This window comes from Chimaeribacter sp. YP20170169, assembly GCF_056739715.1.
The window spans coordinates 113,961-136,413 of sequence record NZ_CP176824.1 but is presented as its reverse complement, the minus strand read 5'-3'; the positions used below and the strand labels follow the sequence as shown (position 1 = coordinate 136,413).

The 22,453-nt window shown below is 61.8% G+C and carries 17 protein-coding genes; 5 read left to right on the top strand and 12 right to left on the bottom strand.

From position 1 onward, the window contains the following. Positions 1-24: 24 nt before the first annotated feature. From ACK3SD_RS00555 to ACK3SD_RS00540, 4 genes are read right to left on the bottom strand one after another with little or no spacing between them, the layout of a single operon-like run. Positions 25-783 carry an iron ABC transporter ATP-binding protein gene (locus tag ACK3SD_RS00555; RefSeq protein ID WP_481126430.1) on the bottom strand — a complete coding sequence of 253 codons (759 nt, stop codon included), beginning with the start codon at positions 781-783 and terminating at the stop codon, positions 25-27. Continuing rightward, positions 780-1,781: an iron chelate uptake ABC transporter family permease subunit gene (locus tag ACK3SD_RS00550; RefSeq protein WP_481126429.1), complete on the bottom strand. Its 1,002-nt coding sequence runs from the start codon at positions 1,779-1,781 to the stop codon at positions 780-782. The genes ACK3SD_RS00555 and ACK3SD_RS00550 overlap by 4 nt, the downstream gene beginning before the upstream one ends. Next, positions 1,771-2,736, bottom strand: a complete 966-nt coding sequence (locus tag ACK3SD_RS00545; protein WP_137761814.1) for an ABC transporter permease — start codon at positions 2,734-2,736, stop codon at positions 1,771-1,773. Before ACK3SD_RS00545 ends, ACK3SD_RS00550 begins: the two co-directional genes overlap by 11 nt. Then, the gene (locus tag ACK3SD_RS00540) at positions 2,736-3,683 is read right to left on the bottom strand and encodes a siderophore ABC transporter substrate-binding protein (protein ID WP_481126428.1); all 948 of its coding nucleotides are present in this window, start codon (positions 3,681-3,683) and stop codon (positions 2,736-2,738) included. Before ACK3SD_RS00540 ends, ACK3SD_RS00545 begins: the two co-directional genes overlap by 1 nt. Before the next feature lie 356 nt (positions 3,684-4,039). On the opposite strand from ACK3SD_RS00540, the gene ACK3SD_RS00535 reads away from it, so the two are divergent. Further along, positions 4,040-6,226, top strand: a complete 2,187-nt coding sequence (locus ACK3SD_RS00535) for a TonB-dependent siderophore receptor (RefSeq protein WP_481126427.1) — start codon at positions 4,040-4,042, stop codon at positions 6,224-6,226. Between the two features lie 153 nt (positions 6,227-6,379). Here ACK3SD_RS00535 and ACK3SD_RS00530 read toward each other — a convergent pair whose 3' ends face one another. The 5 genes from ACK3SD_RS00530 to ACK3SD_RS00510 all read right to left on the bottom strand — a co-directional run bounded on the left by ACK3SD_RS00530 (position 6,380) and on the right by ACK3SD_RS00510 (position 12,178). Beyond that, positions 6,380-6,634 carry a type II toxin-antitoxin system Phd/YefM family antitoxin gene (locus tag ACK3SD_RS00530; protein ID WP_481126426.1) on the bottom strand — a complete coding sequence of 85 codons (255 nt, stop codon included), beginning with the start codon at positions 6,632-6,634 and terminating at the stop codon, positions 6,380-6,382. A gap of 69 nt (positions 6,635-6,703) precedes the next feature. Continuing rightward, the gene (locus ACK3SD_RS00525; RefSeq protein ID WP_481126425.1) at positions 6,704-7,399 is read right to left on the bottom strand and encodes a DJ-1/PfpI family protein; all 696 of its coding nucleotides are present in this window, start codon (positions 7,397-7,399) and stop codon (positions 6,704-6,706) included. 126 nt (positions 7,400-7,525) lie between these two features. Continuing rightward, positions 7,526-9,136: a malate:quinone oxidoreductase gene (locus ACK3SD_RS00520; RefSeq protein ID WP_481126424.1), complete on the bottom strand. Its 1,611-nt coding sequence runs from the start codon at positions 9,134-9,136 to the stop codon at positions 7,526-7,528. Positions 9,137-9,503: 367 nt separating this feature from the next. Continuing rightward, positions 9,504-11,153 (bottom strand): amidohydrolase, encoded by a 1,650-nt coding sequence (locus ACK3SD_RS00515; protein WP_481126423.1) that lies wholly within the window; start codon positions 11,151-11,153, stop codon positions 9,504-9,506. Positions 11,154-11,173: 20 nt separating this feature from the next. Further along, on the bottom strand, positions 11,174-12,178 hold the full coding sequence (locus ACK3SD_RS00510) for an alpha/beta fold hydrolase (RefSeq protein ID WP_481126422.1): 1,005 nt from the start codon (positions 12,176-12,178) through the stop codon (positions 11,174-11,176). A 199-nt stretch (positions 12,179-12,377) separates the two neighbouring features. On the opposite strand from ACK3SD_RS00510, the gene yhjD reads away from it, so the two are divergent. From yhjD to ACK3SD_RS00495, 3 genes are all read left to right on the top strand, one after another. After that, a complete protein-coding gene (gene yhjD / locus ACK3SD_RS00505; RefSeq protein ID WP_481126421.1) occupies positions 12,378-13,433 on the top strand; it encodes an inner membrane protein YhjD in 1,056 nt (351 codons plus the stop codon). A gap of 329 nt (positions 13,434-13,762) precedes the next feature. Next, positions 13,763-15,085 carry an MFS transporter gene (locus ACK3SD_RS00500; protein WP_137761806.1) on the top strand — a complete coding sequence of 441 codons (1,323 nt, stop codon included), beginning with the start codon at positions 13,763-13,765 and terminating at the stop codon, positions 15,083-15,085. A 112-nt stretch (positions 15,086-15,197) separates the two neighbouring features. Further along, entirely contained in the window at positions 15,198-15,965 is a 768-nt protein-coding gene (locus ACK3SD_RS00495; protein ID WP_481126420.1) for a CDP-diacylglycerol diphosphatase, read from the top strand. Between the two features lie 657 nt (positions 15,966-16,622). On the opposite strand, the gene ACK3SD_RS00490 is transcribed toward ACK3SD_RS00495, so the two are convergent. Next, entirely contained in the window at positions 16,623-18,689 is a 2,067-nt protein-coding gene (locus tag ACK3SD_RS00490) for an AsmA family protein (protein WP_481126419.1), read from the bottom strand. A 126-nt stretch (positions 18,690-18,815) separates the two neighbouring features. Further along, positions 18,816-19,607 (bottom strand): cyclic-guanylate-specific phosphodiesterase, encoded by a 792-nt coding sequence (pdeH, locus tag ACK3SD_RS00485; RefSeq protein WP_168195783.1) that lies wholly within the window; start codon positions 19,605-19,607, stop codon positions 18,816-18,818. Between the two features lie 333 nt (positions 19,608-19,940). Here pdeH and kdgK point away from each other — a divergent pair, with 333 nt between their 5' ends. Beyond that, on the top strand, positions 19,941-20,873 hold the full coding sequence (gene kdgK / locus ACK3SD_RS00480) for a 2-dehydro-3-deoxygluconokinase (RefSeq protein ID WP_481126418.1): 933 nt from the start codon (positions 19,941-19,943) through the stop codon (positions 20,871-20,873). A 39-nt stretch (positions 20,874-20,912) separates the two neighbouring features. Here the strand turns inward: kdgK and ACK3SD_RS00475 are convergent, their stop codons facing one another. After that, positions 20,913-22,388, bottom strand: coding sequence for a M16 family metallopeptidase (locus ACK3SD_RS00475; protein ID WP_481126417.1), 1,476 nt, complete (start codon positions 22,386-22,388; stop codon positions 20,913-20,915). Positions 22,389-22,453: the final 65 nt, after the last annotated feature.

The window sequence follows — 22,453 nt, the reverse complement described above, 5'->3', positions numbered from 1 at the left end:
GCTGGCCTTTTTTATGCCGCCCATTCAGCGGTAGTAGACCGCCACATACTGCCCTTGCACCTGCTCGATGCAGACCTCGGTGTCAAAGATCTCCTCCAGAATCGCCGGCTGCATGATGGTGGCCGGCGCGCCCCGGTAGATCACCTGCCCCTCTTTCATCGCGATGATGTGGTCAGAGTAGGCCGAGGCAAAATTGACGTCGTGGATCACCAAGATGATGGTTTTGCGCAGCTCATCGGCGGCGCGGCGTAGCTGTTTCATCATCGCCACCGCGTGCTTCATGTCGAGGTTGTTCAGCGGCTCATCCAGCAGCACATATTCGGTGTCCTGACACAGCACCATCGCCACATAAGCGCGCTGGCGCTGGCCGCCCGACAGCTCATCCAGATAGCGATCTTTCAACGGCAGCAGATTGAGGAACTCCATCGCGGTGTGGATGTGGCGGCGATCCTCCTCCGTCAGCCGCCCCTGTGAGTAGGGGTAGCGGCCAAAGCCGACCAGATCCCACACCGTCAGGCGGCTGGTGAAGTGGTTCTCCTGCCGCAGCACCGACAGCGTGGTCGCCAGCGTTTTGCCGGGGGTGGTCGCCACGTCCAGCCCGTTGACCCGCACCTGCCCGGCGTCCGGCGTCAGCAGGCGGCTGATCACCGACAGCAGCGTCGATTTACCCGCGCCGTTGGCCCCGATAATTGACGTCACCCCGCCGGCCGGGATGCTCTCCGTCACCGCTTTCAGCACCTGGGCCTGATGGTACTTTTTACTGATGCCCTTGATCTCAATCACACCGCCGCCTTTTTGATTAACAGGAAGATAAACAGCCCACCGCCGACAAACTCAATCACCACTGACAGGCTGCCCGACATATGCAGCAGCCGCTCGAGAATGAACTGGCCGCCGACCAGCGTGATCACGCCAATCAAAAACACCCCCGGCAACAGGTAGCGGTGCTGGTGCGACGCCACCAGCGGGTAGGCCAAATTGGCGACCAGCAGGCCGAGGAAGGTCAGCGGCCCCACCAGCGCGGTGGAGATAGCCACCAGCAGCGACACCAGCAGCAGCACCCACATCACGTGCCGCGAGTAGTTGACGCCAAGGTTGATGGCGGTGTCACGCCCGAGCGCCATGACATCCAGACAGTGGCGCATCCGCCAGATGGCAACCGCCACCAGCGCACAGGCCACCGCCGAGAGGGCGATCAGCTCCGGCGCGGCGCGGGTAAAGGTGGCGAAGATCCGCCCCTGTAGGATGGCGAACTCCCCCGGCGACAGCAGCCGTTGCAACAGGCCGGAGAGGCTGCGGAACAGGGTGCCGCACACCAACCCAACCAGCAGCACGCGGTGCAAATTGACGCCCGCGCCAGCCAGCAGCCAGCGGTAGAGCAGCATTGAGAACAGCACCAGCAACAGGGTGTCGCAGAGGAACTTGCCGATCACGCCGAGCATCGCCAGCCCGTTGGCGTCAATCAAGAAGATCAGCAGGGTCTGCATCAGCACGAACAGCGCCTCCAGCCCCATGATTGACGGCGTCAGGATGCGGTTGCTGGTCACGGTCTGGAACAGCAGGGTCGCGACGCCGGAGGCGAACGCCACCAGCGCCATCGTTGCCAGAATCTGGCCCCGGTAGCCGAGCACGTAGGCAATGTTGCCGCCGATGCCCCAGGTCATGAACAGCGCCGCCGCCAGCAGCGCCAGCCCGGCCATCACCCACAGTCGCTTACCGGGCGCGCTGAGCGGCGCACGCGCCGGGCGGGCCACGTGGGCATTGCCATAATCAGCCTGCATGGCGTTGGCTCCTTAAAATCAGCAGCAGGAAGACCGCCGCGCCAATCACCCCGAGGATCACGCTCACCGGGATCTCGAACGGGTAGATGATCAGCCGGCCAATGATGTCGCACAGCACCACCAGCGCGCCACCGCACAGGCAGACCCACGGCAGGGTGCGGCGCAAATTGTCGCCCATCGCCATGCTGACGATGTTCGGCACAATCAGTCCGAGGAACGGCAGCACGCCAATCACCACCACCACCACGCCGCTGACCATCGCGATGATCGCCATGCCCAGCATCATCACCTGCGCGTAGTTCAACCCGACGTTGACCGCGAACTCCCGCCCCATACCTGCGACGGTGAAGCGATCGGCAATCAGGCAGGCGAGCAGCGTCAGCACCCCAACCAGCCACAGCAGCTCATAGCGCCCCTGCAACACCCCGGAGAAGTCCCCTGACTCCCAGCCGCCCAGCGACTGCAACAGATCCAGCTTCATCGCCAGAAAGGTAGTGACGGCGCTAAACACCGCCCCCAGCATGATGCCTGCCAGCGGCACCATCAGCGGCGACTTCATGCGCATCCGGTTCAGCATCAGCACGAACAGTAGCGTGCTGCCGAGGGCGAACAGCGTCGCCACCACCATCTTCACCATTACCGGCGCGCCGGGATTGATCGCCATCACCAGCAGCAGCCCCAGGCTGGCGGACTGCGTGGTGCCCGCGATGGAGGGTTCGACAAAGCGGTTTTGCGTCAGCATCTGCATAATCAGCCCGGCGACGCTCATGGCGCTGCCAGCCAGCAGCAGCGCCAGGGTGCGCGGGACGCGGCTCACCAGAAAGATGTCGCGCATCTCCGGGTCAGACCAGAGGTTTTGCAGCGTCACATGGCCCGCGCCAATAAACAGGCTGCATCCCGCCAGCGCCAGCAGCAGCGCCAACCCGGCGGCAAAGCCCAAGGTTTGGCCGCGCATCACTGCCCTGCGCTGTCCAGCGCCGCACTGATCTTGTCCATCATCCGGCTGTAGCTCTGGATGCCGCCCGCGATGTAGAGCGACGCGGAGTCAAGGTAGACCACATGCTGGTTTTTCCAAGCGTTGGTCTTCTCAATCAACGGGTTATCCAACACCTGCTGGGCGGACTGCCCCTCCGGGCGGCCGATGGCGTTGTCACGATCCATCACGAACAGCCAGTCCGGGTTGGCGTTGAGGATGAACTCCGAGGAGACAACGTTGCCGTGCTTGCCGGACTGCGGGAAGTTAGCGGCCGGCTTGAAGCCCAGCTCATCAAACACAAAGCCAAAGCGCGAGCCGGGGCTGTAGGCGGACATCTTGCCGCCGCTGATCATCAGCACCATCGCCGAGCCAGCGTTGGCGGATTTGGCCTTCAGCGCGGCGATCTGCGCGTCGAAATTGCTGAGCAGCGCCTTCGCCTCCTCTTCCTTGCCAAACAGCGAGGCCAGTTGCTCGGTGCGCTGCGTCAGGCTCTGGGTGAAATGCTGCGGATCGACATCCAGCGCGATGGTCGGCGCGATGGCGCTCAGTTTGTCATAAGCGTCGTGGGCGCGGCCGCCAGCGATGATCAGGTCAGGCTTGGCGTTGCTGAGCGCCTCGTAATTTGGCTCAAACAGCGTGCCAGCGTTCAGGTAGCTGCCGCCGCTATATTTTGCCAGGAAAGGCGGCAGGTGGGAGTCAGTCTGCGGCACACCCGCAACGCTAATGTGCAGGGCGTCGGCATTGTCCAACGTCGCCGGGCTAAGGATCACCACCTTCTGGGGATGCAGCGGCACCTGTGTGCTGCCTTGCGCGTGCTCGAGGGTAATTTTGGGGGCGGCATCCGCGTCTTTGGACGCGCTATCACAACCCGCCAAAGCCAGGGCGGCCGTTACGGCAGAAGAAAACAGGGCAACACGTAAGCGCATTTCATCTCCTAAGCGAATGGACATCACTGTAAATAGTAATGATTACTATTCTTGTTCCTGCCTGGATAATACCTGATGAAGGTGCAGGATGAATAGCGTACTTGCTGCAATCGCTTTGGCAGGCGTGGAATAGTTTACGTCATGAAAAGGCCTCTTTTTGTCCAGAAAATAGCGTTATTTATTAAGTGGCTAATCGACAAGAAGGCGAAAAAAGCGGCGCTTTTTGCCCACCCTTTCTGGCCTGTCCAAATTGTGAAGAAATTGTGAGTTTTCATGTGTTGATATTTAAATAAAAATAATTATCATTACCATAAGCATTTAATTACAATTTCACATAAAAAAAGGGGTTTTTCTTCATGGACGCCACACATTCTTACAGATTACGGCCGTGCGCACTGTTGCTGGCCGGGCTGATTAGCGGTCACGCTTATGCGGCAGAGTCCCTGTCCAGCGCGGCTCCGACCGAAAGTGGCGAGGTGATGACGGTGCAGGCCACCGCCGAGCAGGAGTTGAAGCAGCAGCCCGGCGTCTCCATCATTACCGCCGAAGACATCAAGAAAAACCCGCCTGTGAATGACCTCTCTGACATCATCCGCAAAATGCCGGGCGTCAACCTGACCGGCAACAGTGCCACCGGCAGCCGGGGCAATAACCGCCAAATCGACATCCGCGGCATGGGGCCGGAGAACACGCTGATCATGATCGATGGCGTACCGGTCACGTCGCGCAACGCGGTGCGCTATAGCTGGACGGGTGAGCGCGACAGCCGTGGCGACTCCAACTGGGTGCCCGCCGAGATGGTCGAGCGCATTGAGGTGCTGCGTGGCCCGGCGGCGGCGCGCTACGGCTCCGGCGCGGCGGGCGGCGTGGTGAACATCATCACCAAGCGGCCGACCAATGACTGGCACGGCTCGCTGTCGCTGTTCACCAACCAGCCCGAGGATGACAAAGAGGGCGCGACCAAGCGCGCCAACTTCAGCCTTAGCGGCCCGCTGGCTGGCGATGCCCTGACCATGAGCCTCTACGGCAACCTCAACAAGACCGATGCCGATGCCGCCGACATCAACCGCCAGCAGAACGGCTCCTATGCCGCGGGCCGCGAGGGGGTGCGCAATAAAGACATCAACACCCAGCTCTCCTGGAAGATCACCCCGACGCAGATCCTGGACTTCAGCTACGGCTACAGCCGGCAGGGCAATATCTACGCCGGTGACACCCAGTACAGCAACGGCAACCTCAGCCCAGGTGGGCTGGTGGACACGCTGTATGGCGACGAAACCAACCGCCTCTACCGCCAGAGCTACGGCATCACGCACAACGGCATCTGGGATTGGGGCCAGTCGCGCGTCGGTGTCTACTACGAGAAGACCAACAACACCCGTTTGCAGGAGGGCAGCACCGGGCGCGTGGAGGGGATGATCAACAGCACCGACTACAGCACCAGCCGACTGGAGAACACCCGCGCCAATGGCGAGCTGATCCTGCCGCTCGCGCTGTGGGTTGACCAGACCATGACGCTCGGCGCGGAGTGGAACCACGAACAACTGGACGATCCGGCCTCCATGCAGGCGACCAGCGCGTCTGGCGTCATTATTGACGGCGTCTCGGGCGATCCGTCCCAGCGTAGCAGCAAAAACAGCGACGAACTGAGCGCGCTCTACGTTGAGGACAACATCGAGGCCATGCCCGGCACCCACCTCATCCCCGGCCTGCGTTTCGACTATCACAGCAAGTTCGGCGCCAACTGGAGCCCAAGCCTGAACGCCTCACAGGAACTGGGCGAGATGTTCACGCTGAAGGCGGGCATCGCGCGGGTCTTCAAATCACCGAACCTCTACCAGTCGAGCGAGGGGTATCTGCTCTATACGCGCGGCAATGGCTGCCCGGTGGGCATCACCGCCAACTGCTACCTGCTGGGCAATGACGATCTGGATGCGGAAGTGAGCGTCAACAAAGAGATCGGGCTGGAGTTCTCCCACAACGGCTACCACGCGGGCATCACCTACTTCCGCAACGACTACCAAAACAAGATTGTGGCCGGAACCGACGTAGTGGGCACGGCATCCAACGGCTATAACATCCTGCGTTGGGAGAATGGCGGCAAGGCCGTGGTGGAAGGGCTGGAAGGCAACCTGACGGTGCCGGTGCTCGACTCGCTGGAGTGGCGCACCAACGCCACTTACATGATCACCTCGGAGAGCAAAGAGACCGGCAACCCGCTGTCGATCATCCCGGAGTACACCATCAACACCATGCTGGACTGGCAGGCGACCGACAAGCTCTCCGCCAACGTCAACTGGACGATGTATGGCCGCCAGAAGCCGCGCACCACGCCTGAAAACCACGTGGCGATCGCCGATACGGAAGTGGGTGCCTACTCCGTGGTCGGGCTGAACGTGAACTATGACCTGATCAAGGATCTGCGCCTGAACGCTGGCATCAACAACCTGTTCGATAAGCGTGTCTATCGCGCCAACTCCGGTGCCTCGACCTACAACGAGCCGGGCCGCGCCTACTACGCGGGCGTCACCCTCTCCTTCTGATCCGCCCTACCCGCGCCGGTATCCACCGGCGCAGTCTCACCCCTGCCAGGGGTTCAGCAACGCCCCGGTGAAATCCGCCACATTGCGCGTCACCACCGTCATCTCATGGCAATGGCGCAGCAAAAATGACGTTGGTATCCAAAAGGGTGCGCATCAAAAATCCACATCCCTGCTATTAATGGTGGCGCGCGGCGCATCAAAGTCGATCTCCTCCACGCCGGGCATGACCAGCGCATCCAGGAGGTTTCGGCTATCGCCTGATAATTTCCGATACTCTTCATAGGTCATCAGGAGATGGGCAGGCTTACCACGGTCACTGATATAGACAACCCCCTGCTCTGTCGCCTTTTTGGCCTGGGACAGTTGCCGGTTAAATGCCCGGCAGGTAAAGGTGGTGACTGGCATCATCTTCCCCTCCCAATACGTAGTGATGTGACCACATGCAGCCTACGCCCCGTCTGAGCGGCGGTAAATTGCTCACCCCTTGAGCTTCTCCGCTGCCCGCAGCGTAGCCTGCCGACGCTGCTCGGTAAAGGGGGCGACGGCCTCACGGGCGGCCTTGCGGATGGCGGTGGGGGCGGTACGCGGCGAGCCGGTATCAAAGGGCGGGGCCGGGTCATACTCCATGTGGAGCTGGAGGGTCTGCGCCACCTCCTCGCCATAGAGATCCGCCACCACCGTCAGGGCGAAATCGAGGCCGGAGGTCACGCCCGCGCCGGTGATGCGGTTACGGTCACGCACCACCCGCTCCGCCACCGGGCGGGCGCCCAGCAGTGCCAGTTGGTCGAGCGCCGCCCAGTGCGAGGTGGCACGGTAGCCCTGCAACAGGCCAGCGGCACCCAGCACCAGCGATCCGGTGCAGACCGAGGTCACCAGCTTCGCGCCCGCCGCCATGCGCCGCAGGAACGCCAGCGTCTCCTCATCCTCCATCAGCGCCACCTGCCCCGGCCCGCCGGGCACGCAGAGGATATCCAGCGGCGGACAGCCGTCGAAGGTGGTGGTTGGCAGCATCGCCAGCCCACGATCCGAGCGCACCGGCTCCAGATCTCTCCAGATCAGGTGCAGGCGGGTATTGGGCGCACGCGAAAATACCTCATACGGGCCAGTGAGATCGAGCTGGGTCAAGTTGGGAAACAGCAATAAGCCGATGGACAGGGGGGTTGGGTTCAACATGCGGCGGCTCCGTGTGGCGCAGGGGGAGCCTCTACCCTCGCTGTTTTTGCCGCGCCCGGCAAGTGACAATTGCCCTCAGTGCACGGGCGTGCACCATAAAAAAGCCCGCACGGGGCGGGCTTTTTTTCAGAGCGCGGCGACGGCGGCCGGCTCTGCCTGTGGGGCCGCGTCCTGCTGCGGCGGCAGGCTCTCCAGCTCCAGGATGCGGCTGGTCTCCTGCAACACCTGCTCGGTCAGCGCCGGGTTGCCGTTGAGCGACTGGCCGTAGGAGGGGATGATCTGCTTCAGCTTCGCCTGCCAGGCCGGTGAGGCGACTTTGTCTTTGAAGACGCGCTCCATCAGCTCCAGCATGATTGGCGCGGCGGTGGAGGCTCCCGGCGAGGCCCCAAGCAGCGCGGCGATGGTGCCATCCTGCGAGGTGACCACTTCGGTGCCGAGGCGCAGCACGCCGCCCTTCTTCTCATCTTTTTCAATGATCTGCACGCGCTGGCCAGCGACCCACAGCTTCCAGTCCTCTTTACGCGCCTGCGGGAAGTACTCCTGCAACGCCTTGTGGCGATCGTCGTCGCTCAGCATCAACTGACCAACCAAATACTTCACCAGATTGAAGTTATCGATGCCAACGTGGGCCATCGGCATGATGTTGGAGGTGCGCAGGCTGCCGAACAGATCCCACAGCGAGCCGTTCTTCAGGAACTTGCTGGAGAAGGTGGCGAACGGCCCGAACAGCAGTACGCGCTTACCGTCCAGCACGCGGGTGTCGAGGTGCGGGACGGACATCGGCGGTGCGCCGACCGTGGCCTTACCGTAGACCTTCGCCATGTGCAGCTTCACCACGTCCGGGTTTTCCGTCACCAGAAACTCGCCGCCGACCGGGAAGCCGCCGTAGTTTTTCGCCTCAGGGATGCCGGACTTCTGCAACAGCGTCAGTGACGCGCCGCCCGCGCCGATAAAGATGAAGCGGGTGCGAACCCGGCGCTCTTTGCCGCCGTTCTGCATGTCCGCCACGGTCACAGTCCAGGTCTGGTCGGCGTTGCGTTTGATGTCGCGCACTTCGTGGCCCATCTTGTGGGTGAAGCGGTCGCTCTTTTTCAGCGAGGTAACCAGTTGGCGCGTCACCTCGCCAAAGTTGACGTCGGTGCCGGTGGCAATGCGGGTGGCCGCCACCTTCTGCGCCGGATCGCGCCCCGCCATCACCGCCGGGATCCACTGGTGCAGGGTGGCCGGGTCTTCGGAGTACTCCATGCCGCGGAACAGGCTGCTCTGTTGCAGGGCCGCGTGGCGCTTGCGCAGGAAGTTGATGTTCTCTTCGCCCCAGACGAAGCTCATGTGTGGGACGCTGTTGATAAAGGAGCGCGGGCTTTGCATCACATTGCGCTGAACCTGATAGGCCCAGAACTGGCGTGAAATCTGGAAAGCCTCGTTGATCGCCACCGCCTTGCTGATGTCAATTGAGCCGTCCGGCTTCTGCGGCGTGTAGTTCATCTCCGCCAGCGCGGCATGGCCGGTGCCCGCATTGTTCCAGCCGTTGGAGCTCTCATCCGCTACCGTGGAGAGGCGCTCGTACATGTGGATCTGCCACTCCGGCTCCAGCTCTTGCAAGTAAGCGCCCAACGTCGCGCTCATGATGCCGCCGCCAATTAACACAACATCAACGATCTGCTTTTCCTCTGCCGCCGCTTGCGTAACCGACATTACCGTATTCAAGCAAAGCGCATTGGCACGTAGTTTGTTCATAACCCGTCTCTGCATCCTTGAAAAACAATAACTTCATGAAAATAAAACATGCTGAGTAGTACAACGTCAGCAATGTGTGCATCGCGGCGTTGCATCCTTTATTCCCACAACCGATGAAAGTTTAATATTTAACATTTCTTTTACATATCTGGTCAAGAAATATGAAAAATTCAACTTTTCATTATCAATATAACATCGTTGTGAGCCGGGCTAAAAAGGATTTTAAACTTTAAAATTTGTCAATAGAAAAGGTGTGGTTATTGCGAAGGTCGGTGAAGAGTTGCGCAAATCGAGGAGAATTTCCGCTACAGTTTGCGCAGCGGAAATGCATAGTTATTCATCAAACTTAGTTATTCAGCAAACTTAGTTATTCAGCAAATACGATGCGCCCACCCACCATGGTCAGGGTGGCGCGCAGGCGATGGATCTGGTCAGCGGGCATCGTCAGGTAGGGCTGGTCGAGCACGGCGAGGTCGGCCAGCATACCGGGTGCCAGCGTCCCCTTTTCATGCTCCTCGAAGGTCAGCCAGGCGGCGTTGGCGGTGTAGAGCCGCAGCGCCTCCAACCGGCTCAGGGCGAGGGCTTTGTCACGCTGCACCGCCTGTCCGGCACTTTGGCCGGTGACGTCATACTCCAGCACCTGCCAGATGGCGAACTGGCCGATGCGCGCTGCGTCGGTGCCGCCCACGACTTTCACCCCGGCATCCAGCGCCTGACGGATTGGCGGCGCGGCCTCCGCGACGGCATGACCGTTGGCCTCCGCCAGCGCGGGTGCCTCAAAGTACGGCCCCATCTGCACGCTGTAGGCCAGCCCCAGCTTTTTCATGCGCGCAAAGGTGGCTGGCGTGCCGGTGTTGAGGTGGGCGATCGCCCAGCGCAGATCCTGCAACGGGTAGCGCTGCGCCACCCGCTCAAACACATCCAGAATCTGCTGGCCAGCATCGTCGGTGTAGGCGTGGATCTCCAGCGGATAGTGCCGTTGCGCGGCGAAGGTCGCCACCTGCTCCAACGACTCCAGCGCCGCTGGCGGGGCGCGAAAGCCCGGCCCCATCTGCACGCCATCATTCATGCCCGGCACCAGCAACTCGCCCATGCCGAGGAAACGCAACTGCGCGTCGCCCAGCCGGGGCGGCAGGTAGGCCAGGGTATCGGCGAACCATTGCGCCTCCTGCCCCGGTTGCTGAACCGATACGCGGTAAGCGACGCGCAGCGGCAGCGCCTGCTCGCGGTGGAGCCGGAACAGCGGCGCATAGATGGCCGGTTGGGAGCCGCCACCGGCGGCATCCACCAGCGAAGTAACGCCATAGCGGTTGAGCTGGCGGAAGAAGGCCAGCAGGCTGTCGCGCTGCGCATCGGCGGAGGCAGCCGGGGCGATGGCGGTGGAGAGCCGCGAGAAGGCGGCAATCGAGCCGCTGACCCGGCCGGTCAGGCGGCCCTGTTCGTCCCGCTCCAGCGTCAGCCCCTCAATGGTTTTGCCCTGATCCAGCCCCAGCGCACGCAGGCCAGCGTGGTTCAGCAAACCGTAGTCATAGAGGTACTGCACATAGGCCGGGTTGTCTGGCAATGCCTCATCCAGATCCGCCACTGTTGGCGCACGCTTCTCGCTGAACTGCGCCGGGTGCCACGCGCCCTGCACCGTCACCCACTCGCCCGCGCCCAGTTGCCGCGCCCGCCGCTGCAACTGCGCCAGCCCTGCGCGCAGGCTCGTCACGCCATACCAGTACTCCTCCCGCAGGTAGCCCTGCCCGGCGCGGATGGCATGGATATGGGTGTCGTTCAGGCCGGGAATGACGGTCTTGCCAGCCAGATCGATCTGCCGCCCGCCGTAGGCGCGCGCCTGCTGGCTATCACCGACGAACAGGATGCGCTCGCCCTTGATGGCGATGGCCTGCGCCTGCGTGTCCGAGTCATCCATCGTCAGCACCGTGCCGTTATAGAGCACGGTGTCCGCCCGATCCTCCGCCCAGACCGGCAGCGCCAGCATGGCCGTCAGCAACAGCGTCAGGGGGTGTCGCATGGTCGCTCCTTGGGCAGCGGTTAGCCCGCGTTGGCCGGTTTTAGCCAGCCCATCAGCGCCTGATGGAAGGCGGCCGGATCCTGGATCTGCGGCGAGTGGCCGAGCGCCGGGAACTCCACCAGCGTCGAGTGCGGAATGGCGGCGGCGGTGCGTTTGCCCAGCTCCTCATAACGGCCCAGTTTCGGCTTCAGCGCCGCCGGTGCCTGCGCCTTGCCGATGGCGGTGTTGTCCTTGCCGCCAATCAATAGCAGCGTCGGCATCGTCAGGTGAGGGAACTCATACACCACCGGCTGGGTGAAGACCATGTCAGTGGTCAGCGCCTGATCCCACGCCACCTTCTCCTTGTCCGGCCCGGCGTACATGCCGGCCTGCATCATCACCCAGCGGTCATACTCCGGCTTCCAGTGGTCGGCATAGTAGGTGCTGCGCTGGTAAGCGCGGATGGAGTCGGCATTGGTTTTCAGCTCGCCTTGGTAGGCGGCGTCCACTCCCTGCCACGGCACGCCGAGCGCCTTCCAATCCTCCAGCCCAATCGGGTTGACCAGCACCAGTCGCTCCACCTGCTGCGGGTACATCAGCGCGTAGCGGGTGGAGAGCATCCCGCCCATCGAGTGGCCGAGCACCGTCAGCTTCTGCACGCCCAGCTTCTCCAGCAGCGCATGGGTGTTGGCCGCCAGCTGCTGGAAGCTGAACTGGTAGTGCTGTGGCTTGGAGGATTTGCAGAAGCCAATCTGGTCAGGCACCACCACGCGGTAGCCAGCCTCGCTCAGGGTGGTGATGGTCTGTTCCCAGGTCGCGCCGCAGAAGTTTTTGCCGTGCATCAGCATCACGGTCTGGCCGTTGGGGCGGGTGGGTTTGACATCCATATAGGCCATTTGCAGCGGCTGGCCCTGGGAGGTGAAGTGAAAACGCTCCACCGGGTGCGGATAGGGGAAGGCGGACAGCTCGGCATCATAGGTCGCTGGGGCGGCCAGCGCGGCAAGGGGCGACATGGCCAGCGCGGCGGCCATCACACACAGTTTCATCGGGCAGGATCCTTTTGTCGGTCACTGGTTGGCCATAAAACCGTAGCACATCCTGCCCGTGCCACTGGCGGCCGGGGCAAAACTGACCAATCTTTACGCAAACGGCCGCCCACGCGCCGATTGCACAGGGCGCGGCCAGACAGCGCAGGCCGCTCGGCTATAATTAGCGCAAGCCCATACGCAAGGATACTGATACGTAATGCCTAATGATTCCGAACTGCACCGAGTGGCGCAGAGCAGCGACCACCCGACCATCAGCGAGCAGGCCAGCCAGCCAGTCAGCACCGACAAACCGCTGATTGATGTGAAAACCGGCAACGCCAGCGTTGACCGCCAGATTGGCCGCTTCTCGCGGTGGGTGGCGCGCGTGCAGGCGTGGCCGCCTGTCGCCCACATCATCCGCGCGATGGATCGCTTCAATGACCGGATGGGCAGCCAGTTTGGCGCGGCCATCACCTACTTTTCGTTTTTGTCGCTGATCCCGATTTTGATGGTCTCCTTCGCCGCCGCCGGTTTTGTGCTGGCGGCCCACCCAGATCTGCTGACGGAGCTGATCAACAAAATCGTCAACAGCATCAGTGACCCGGCGCTGGCGACCACCCTGAAGAACACCGTCAACACCGCCATCCAGCAACGTACCGCGGTGGGGCTGACCGGCCTGCTGCTGGCGCTCTACTCCGGCATCAGTTGGATGGGCAATCTGCGTGAGGCGATCCGCGCCCAGTCGCGCGATGTGTGGGAGCGCAACCCGCAGGATCAGGAGAAGATTTACATGCGCTACGTGCGCGACTTCATCTCCCTGACCGGGCTGGTGGTGGCGCTGATCCTGACGCTCTCGCTCACTTCGGTGGCTGGTGCGGCGCAGGAGGCGATCGTTGAGGCGTTGGGGCTGTCGCACATTGAGTGGCTGCGCCCGGCGATGACGGTGATTGCCCTGAGCATCTCCATCATGGCGAACTATTTGCTGTTCCTGTGGATCTTCTGGATGCTGCCGCGCCACAAGCCGCGCAAGAAGGCGCTGTTCCGCGGCACCCTGATTGCCGCCATCGGCTTTGAGGTGATCAAGATGATCATGACCCTGACGCTGCCGAGCCTGGCGAAATCTGCCTCTGGCGCGGCCTTTGGTTCGGTGATTGGCCTGATGGCCTTCTTCTATTACTTCGCCCGCCTGACGCTGTTTTGCGCCGCCTGGATCGCCACCGCCAAATATAAGGGCGACCAGCCAGTCGGCACACCACCGGCAAAATCACGTTAAACCTCGCTATCATGCCAGCCGCCATCGGGTGGTTGGCATGATACGCTAATTACTTACGCAAAAACCGCGCATTTATGCCAATTCGATGCGTGGGGCACAGTCAAAACCAGCATATCCCACTAGGGTGAAAATTTTCTTTGCCCTTTTTTCGGTCACATCCGCTGTGATTCATCCATACCGCAAACTTATGAAGCGCCGATCGGCGCATCTCAAAAAGATTATTCTTTTTTCCCGCAGGGCGCGGCTTTTGGCGCTTTTTTGCGCGTTGAAATGGCGCTTTGGACTGCTTAAGATGATTTTTTTACAATTAATCCTAATAAGAAACAATTATGCAAGCCACCATCGCACCGCCATTAGACAATGAGCAACAGTCCACACCGACCAACTCGCGCGGCAAAGTGATCGTTGCTTCCCTTATCGGTACTGCCATCGAGTTTTTTGACTTCTATATCTACGCCACTGCGGCAGTGATTGTGTTCCCACACATCTTCTTCCCGCAGGGCGATGCCACCGCCGCCACCCTCCAGTCGCTGGCGACCTTCGCCATCGCCTTCGTGGCGCGGCCGATTGGCTCGGCGCTGTTCGGCCACTTCGGTGACCGCGTCGGGCGCAAGGTGACGCTGGTCGCCTCGCTGCTGACCATGGGCATCTCCACCGTATTGATCGGCCTGCTGCCGGGTTACCAGTCCATCGGCGTCTTTGCCCCGATGCTGCTGGCGCTGGCGCGCTTCGGGCAGGGCCTGGGGCTGGGCGGTGAGTGGGGCGGCGCGGCGCTGCTGGCGACCGAGAACGCCCCGGCCAAAAAGCGTGCGCTCTACGGCTCCTTCCCGCAGCTCGGCGCACCGATTGGCTTCTTCTTTGCCAACGGCACCTTCCTGCTGCTCTCCTGGCTGCTGACCGATGAGCAGTTCATGAGCTGGGGCTGGCGCGTGCCCTTCATCCTGTCGGCGGCGCTGGTGCTGGTCGGCCTCTATGTGCGCGTGTCGCTGCATGAGACGCCGGTCTTCGCTAAAGTCGCCAAGGCGGGCAAACAGGTGAAGATCCCGATGGGTACTCTGCTGAGCAAGCACATGAAGGCCACCATCCTCGGCACCTTCATCATGCTGGCGACCTACACCCTGTTCTACCTGATGACCGTCTACTCCATGACCTACGGCACCACCGCGCAGCCGTTGGGGCTGGGCTACTCGCGCAACAGCTTCCTGTGGATGCTGATGGTGGCGGTAATTGGCTTTGGCGTGATGGTTCCCGTTGCCGGTATGCTGGCGGACGCCTTTGGCCGCCGCAAGACGATGATTGCGATTACGCTGCTGATGATTGGCTTCGCCTTTGTCTTCCCGAGCCTGCTGGGTTCTGGCAATCAGGCGCTGGTGATGGGCTTCCTGCTGTGCGGCCTGAGCATCATGGGGCTGACCTTCGGCCCGATGGGCGCGCTGCTGCCCGAGCTGTTCCCGACCGAAGTGCGTTACACCGGGGCCTCCTTCTCCTATAACGTCGCCTCAATCCTTGGCGCCTCGGTGGCTCCCTATATCGCCACCTGGCTGGCTACCCATTACGGGCTGTTCGCCGTCGGCCTCTATCTGGCATCGATGGCGACCCTGACGCTGATTGCCCTGCTGCTGATGAAAGAGACCCGCCATCAGGCGCTGTAAGCCATGCCCTCCCACCAAAAGCCGGCCCTGTGCCGGCTTTTTTGTTGGCGCCAAGCGGGCCACACACTATGCTGATTTCGCTGCCCTTCCCCCACCCTGATAGGAATTCGCGATGGCTCTCCCTTTCCGTTACCGCCTGTGGTTCGGCCTGTTGATTGTGCTCTGCCTGCTGCTGGCCGGCGGCTGGCTCTGGCTGCGGCCAGCGCATCCGGATGCGTTGTGGCGGATAGTCAGCGGGCAGTGCCTGCCAAACCAGCAACGCAGCGGGCAGCCGGCACCCTGCGCGTTGGTCAATCCGGCGGCGGGCTTTGTGGTACTCAAGGATCGCAACGGGCCGCTGCAATACCTGTTGCTGCCGAGCGCCAAGATCAGCGGTATCGAAAGCCCGGCGCTACTGGAGCGAGCCACGCCCAACTACTTTTTGCAGGCGTGGCAGGCGCGGGGGCTGCTGGCCCGCCGCCACGGCCGGCCGATTGATGACAGCGCGCTGGCCCTGACCATCAACTCCGAATGGGGGCGCACGCAGAACCAACTGCATATCCATATCTCCTGCCTGCGGCCGGAGGTGCAACAGCAGCTACAACAGGAGGCGGGGCACGTGACCGGACGCTGGCAACCGCTACCCCAGCCGCTGCTCGGTGACCACTGGCTGGCGCGGCGCGTTACGCCGGAGGAGTTGGCACAACAGGGCGCGTTCCGACTGCTGGCCGAGCTGCCGGAGGCGCGCGAGCATATGGGGCGTTACGGGCTGGCGATGGTGCGGGCAAAAAGTGGTGATTTCCTGCTGCTGGCACTGCCGCGTGATGTGCTGGCGTTCAATCTGGCCTCCGCCGAAACCCTACAGGATCATGATTGCCGCATCTTGCCGCCCGTGAGGTGATGGCAGAAACAAAAAAACCGCCCTCAGGCGGTTTTTTTGTTACGCCGGATTGTTAGCAGGCAATCCGGTTCGGTAAAACAGTTAGCAGGCTGTTTTACCTTTCTGAAATGCGTTCGCTCAGGCTTCAATGAAGGTGAATGAACCCATATCTCGCATGCAGCAGCACGCGTTGACTCTATACCCAGCGCTAAACACCGTCATCTGTTTTATGGGAAAAAAAGCAAAAACTGACAATGCCCCACTTCAATTTAATATGTATAAATTAATGATTAACAAACGATTATATTTCGCTTTCCGGTGATCAATCCGCGCAGTGATAGACGCTCGCCGGGGCCGTGCCGCCTGTTTAGCAGCGGGTCATCGGACATGGGTACGGGAAATTTCAACCCCGTGAATCGCAAGCAGCAGCACACTGCTTGTTTTCTGAAAAATTTCCGATGATTTTCAGAAATAGCGGATCTCACTACGGGATTCGGCAATGAAAAAAATGCGCAGGCTGTGTATGACGCTTTTCGTTGCACGGGTCATAGAGGCCGCCGCAAGCGAAAGTTGGAGCATTCATGTCTCCAATATTCAATTGCAGTTTAATCTGTTCCAGTCCAGGCAGCCGTAAAACAAAGGCCGCTCCTTGGAGCGGCCTTTTTTCATCGGGCGAGATTATTTGCTCGATTTCATCTTTTGCAGCAGCGGGCCGCACTGGTTCTCTTCGCCCTCGCTGGGGGAGATCAGCGCCAGCAGCGAGGCGGCCGGGCCGACGACCGCGCCCAGTGCCACGGCGGCGGCACCACGGGCCAGCAGCGGGCCGGCTTTGACGCCAGCGTCCGGGTCTTTGAAGGTGCCGCGCACGTAGAGCGGCGAGCGCAGGGTAATGATGCGCAGACCCTTGCTGTCCGGGTTGATGGAGAGATCGAGCCGTTCGGTGGCGAGGTTGGTGTTGCCGGTGATGTTGATCACCGCGTTCTCGGTATCGAACAGGAACAGCTGCGGTGTCGCCACGCCGTCGCGCACGCTGACATCCGCTGCCGCGCAGTTGATCGCCACTTCGTCATCGCCAAACAGCTTGCCGACCACGTAGTTGCCGACGTTCAGGCCAGCAATCTCCATCAGGTTGCGGCTGATTACGCCGTCATTGATCAGCAAGCGCATGGTGCCGTTGCTGGTGCCCAACAGCGCAGAGACGGAGTTGCCGGTGCCGGTCAAGGTCGCGTCGCCATTCAGCTGGCCGAGGCTGCTACGCATCGCTTCCACATCTGGGAACAGCTGCTTGAGCTGGAAACCGCGCGCGTGCATGTCCACCCGGCCGCGCATCGGCGATTTATTCCCCTCCAGCCGTACCGTGGAGTTGAGGTTGCCGCCGGCCACGCCAAAGCGCAGCGGGTCCAGCAGGATCTCACCGTTCTCCAGCTTCAGGTGGGTGCTCAGGTCGCTGATGGGCAGAGATTTGCCGTGCTCAATGCGTTTGGCGGCAAACTTCACGTCAGCGTCCATCACGTCCCAGCTCTCGGTATCGAACTTCTCAACCGGCAGCACTTTGTCAGCCGGTTGGCGCACCTCTTCACCGCGTTTCGCCTTCTCTTTATTGGAGTCGGCGCCAATCAGCGGCGCGAGGTCAGCAAAGCGCAACTGGCGGGAGACCAGATCGCCGGTCAGCTTGGGCCGTGGCTTGCTGGCTTCATAGGTGATATCGCCGTGGATGTCGCTGTCGCCAATCTTGCCGTTGAAGTCACGGTAGTGGAAACGCGCGCCACCTTTGCGCTGTAACTCCGCGGACAGGCGGCCATCGGTCTCGTAGGGCGGAGTCTGCGGCAGCAGCACGCCGGTCAGGCCGTAGAGATCGGAGAGCGTCTCACCGGAGAGTTTCAAGCGCAGATCCAGCGCGCCGAGGTTGGCCGGGTCAGTCAACGTACCGGCCACCGCCACGCGGGTGTTGCCGGAGCGCACATCCGCCTGGATTGGGAAGGGGGTTTTCGTGTCTTTCAGCGCCAGCAAGCCGCCAATTTTGCCGCTGCCAGAGAGCGGCTGGCCTTTGTAGCGGCCACTCACTTTCCAGCCGAAGATGTAGTCCGGCGGCGCATTGTCGGCGCGTTTGTTATCCTCTTTATTGCCGGTCACCTCCGCATAGGGAAGCGGTTTACCCAGCGGGTCAATGATGGCGCGCACGTCCGCCTTGTTGATGGCGTCTTTATAGTCCACCTGCCCACGGTCAAAGGCAATCTCGCCGATGTCCACTGACCAGCTGGAGGGCTGCGGGTTGGGATCGGGGTTTTGGCTGCTGGCGAGGTTGAAGGTCCAGTTGTTCTTGCCGTTGGCAAGCTGTTGCAGCGCGGCATCCGGCTTGGTCAGGCGGATATGCGGGATGCTGACGGTTTTGCCCAGCAGCGCCAGCGGCGCGAGGGTGGCGTCAGCGCGTTGCAGCCTGACCATGTTGTTGCCGAGATCCTTGGTCTGCGGGATGCCCTCGGGGTTGCCGAGCACGATATCCTCGGCATGGATGTGCGGCCACGGCACCCAGGCGCGCCAGCCCTGCTCCTCACGCTGGCGTGACCAGTCAACCCCGAGGTTCCCACGGATCTCGAAAGGCCGATTCAGTTCGGTGGAGACTTTCTCATTGATGGTGGGTTTCAGGCGGTTCCAGTCAAACATCATGATGAACACCACCACGGCGGCCACCAGCACCACCAGCACTCCCACGACCCAGCTGGCTATTTTTCCTGTTCGCGACATGAGCTATTCCTGACAAATTATTGAGAGTTTCGTCAGATTAACAATAGTTTAAATTAGCCCATCTTGCCTGTGCGACGGCAGGGAAAATGCCCGCCAACCGGCCTGCGGCGGGGCCTGGCGGGTGTGTCAGCCGGCAAAAAACAGCGGTAGCCCGCTCTTGGGATCAAAGGTTTGTGGGCGTGACATGTAGTAGCCCTGAGCGGCGTAGGCATCAGAGGCGCAGACCATCGCCCACTCCTCGGCGGTCTCCACCCCTTCGATAATCACGCCCTTGCTGTAGCGGTTAAGCAGCGTCACCAGCGTGAAGAACAGCTTCGCCCCCTCGTCGCTCTGGCGCAGCAGAATAAACAGCTCACGGGCGATTTTGATGTACTCATACTGCCAGGCGGTGAAGGAGCAGAAGTTGGCCAGCCCGTTGCCGAAATCATCAAGCCACAGCCGGTCGGCCTGGGCTATCTGCCCGAGCGGGCGCGTCAGGGCCATCTCCGCCTGCTCCACCAGCTCAAAGCGGGCGAACGGCATGGCGGCGATCCGCGCGCAGAGCGCCTGATCCTGCTGGATCGCCTCCAGCGACTGGCCGTCCACGTTGATGGAGGCCAGCAGCCCATGCTGCTCCAGCTGGGGCCGCCAGCGCTCCAGCAGATCCAGCTGCTCCTGGATGATGGTCAGCCGGCGCGGCACGCTGATGGCGGCAAAGTAGCGCTCGGGCGACTGGAACTTGGCCGGCTCAGCCGGATGGCTCACGGCAGTCAGCAGCTCCAGCCCCATCATGTGGCCGCTGGTGAGATAGATGGGCTGAAACTTATAGGCGCGCCGGCACTGTCGCCAGAAGCTCTGTTCCTTCGCGCGATCAATCACAGAGAATGATGGCGTTAACAAGCCAGACATCATCTTGGTTATCATCGTTGCTGCTGCCATGTACGAGGTGGGTAGATACCGGCATTCCTGTCCGGCTGGAATAAAAATGGCGTTTGGCCTGCCCCGCGCCAACCCGCGGACGCTCATTTACTATCGGCGCGGCGGGCCAAAACTTTACCCTTGGCGCACACTTTCTGGACACACTGGCACCTTTTTGTTCCAGCCTAAAGTAAGCCACTGATCTTGTGCCCTCTGTGGCAAAATGCGATCCCGCCCAACAAACCTAAAACAGCGTTTTATTCTTATTGACTCCCGCCCGGCCTTCGGTTGAGACTGGAGCCAAGCTGCGGGCGATTGCCCGCCCCTCCCCCTTCGTTTAACGGGCCAGCCACCATGACCAGCAAGAAAATTGCCGTTATCGGCGAATGCATGATTGAACTGTCGCAAAAAGGATCTGAACTGAGCCGCGGGTTTGGCGGTGATACCCTCAACACCGCCGTCTACATCGCCCGGCAGGTGCCTGCGGAGGCGCTCAGCGTGCACTATGTGACGGCGCTCGGCACTGACAGCTTCAGCGCCGAGATGCTGGCCGCCTGGCAGCGTGAGCAGGTGGAGGTGGATCTGGTGCAGCGGCTGGAGAACAAACTGCCCGGCCTGTACGTGATTGAAACTGACGCACAGGGCGAGCGCACCTTCTACTACTGGCGCAACGAGGCGGCTGCCCGTGACTGGCTGGATGGCCCGACGGCCCCGGCCATCTGCGAAAGCCTGCTCGGCTATGATTACCTCTACCTGAGCGGCATCAGCCTGGCGATTTTGACGCCAGAGCGGCGCGAGCGCCTGCTGGCGCTGCTGCGTGACTGCCGCGCCCGTGGCGGCAAAGTGATTTTCGACAACAACTACCGCCCGCGCCTGTGGGCCAACCGTGAGGAGACGCAGGCTGCCTACCGCGCGATGCTGGCCTGCACCGACATCGCTTTCCTGACGCTGGATGATGAGGATGCGTTGTGGGGCGCGGTGCCCGCCGAGGAGGTGATCCGCCGCACGCGGGAACTGGGCGTCAGTGAGGTGGTGATTAAACGCGGCGCGGAGGCCTGCCTGATCTCCGATCCACAGGGGGAGCAGCATGAGGTGCCAGCAGTGCGGCTGCGCGGCGATCAGGTGGTGGACACCACGGCCGCTGGCGACTCCTTCAGTGGCGGCTATCTGGCGGTGCGCCTGACCGGCGGTGATGCCGTCTCCGCCGCACAGCGCGGCCACCTGACCGCCAGTACCGTGATCCAGCACCGCGGCGCGATCATTCCGCGCGAGGCAATGCCCGCATAAAAAAACCCGGCCTTGGCCGGGTTTTTTCTGCACGCGCTATCAGGGGGCAGTGGCCTCGGCCTTCGCCTCTTCGGCGGAGGGCACCACCGCTGGGGCTGGCTGCATCACGCTGCTGTAAGCCTCCTGCAACGCCGCCTGCCCCAGCTCCGGCTCGCCGGTAGGCTGCATCAGCACTAGCGTCGGATCGGTCGCCAGCTGCTGCTTCAGCTCTTGGTTGAGCAGCGGCAGGCTCATGCCAGAGAGAAACGCCTGACGCAGCTTCTGGTACTGCTCCGGCGAGATGTCCACCACATCATTTTGCTGCGAGCGCAGACGTTGCTCAGTCAGCAGCTCGGTGCTGGTGCGGGCGTAGGTGGCGAACAGCTTGGTCAGCTGGTCATTTTTCTGCGCCATCAGCGCGTCATACTCCTCCTGCGACAGCCCGTTCTCACGTACCTTCGCCAGCTCGGTCGCCAGCGCCTTCAGGTCATTCAGCAACATGCCGTTCGGGCTGTCCATACGGATGGCGCACTGGCTGCGCTGGTACTGCACCTGGCAATCAAAGCCCAATGCTGGCGCTTTCGCCTTGCCAGCCAGCTGCTGTTGCAGGTGCATAAAGAGCGCCTCACGCGCCAGATCGCTGCGCCAGTAGTGGCTCAGGGCGCGGTCATCGCGGATCGGGTGCCACGGGGCGTCCCACACCAGCGAGAGGCGATCCTGCGTCAGGTTACTGTCTATCAGGGTCACGGCCTGCGGCGGCAGGGGTGACAGGGTGGGCAGCACCGGCGGGGTTTTACGCTTGCCGGTCAGGCCGCCGAAACTCTTGCCGATCTGCTCCGCCAGCGCGCGGCTGTCAACGTTGCCGACCACGTAGAGGGTCATGGCATCGGGCGTGTACCACTGGCGGTAGAACTGGGTCAGCGCCTCAATGCTGACCGGGCGATCAGGGTGCTGGCCCGGATCGTGCGCCAGCAGCGGCGAGCCTTTCAGGCGGTAGCGCCACCACGGGTCTTGCGCGTCTGCCGGCTGGGTGGCGATCGGGTCTTGCAAGGTATCCAGCGCCGCCTGCACCGTCGGGGTGTCCGTCACTAGCGCGCCCGTGGTGTCTGCCAGCCAGGCGAGCGCCTCTTTGAGCAGCTCTGGCCGGTTGTTCGGCAGGCTCAGGTTATACAGGGTGTAGTCATAAGAGGAGATGGCGGGGGGTGTCGGCCGCTCGCTGTCGATGGCCTGCTGCCACAGCGACTGGAGTTGCGGCGTGCTGAAGCTCTGGCTGCGAATGAGCGCCAGGTGCGGCAACAGGTGGGCAAAGCCGGTCTGCTGGGCGTTCTCCGCCAGCGAACCGGCGCGCACCAGCAGCCGCAGTTGGATGCGGTCGTTCGGGCGCTGCGGCGTGGCGAGCATCTGCCAGCCAAAGCCGTTGTCGAGTTTGCCCTGCTGCCAGGCAGGATCGGGTTGTAGTGCTTCAGCCTGCACGCTGCTGCTGGCGGCGGCCAGCAGTAACCCACCAACTAAGAGACGAATTTTGGTGCCCTGCATGTGAACCCCTACTTAAAAATAGCTTTCCAATTTTTTATTGATGTCCTTTGTTCCATGCTCCTGGA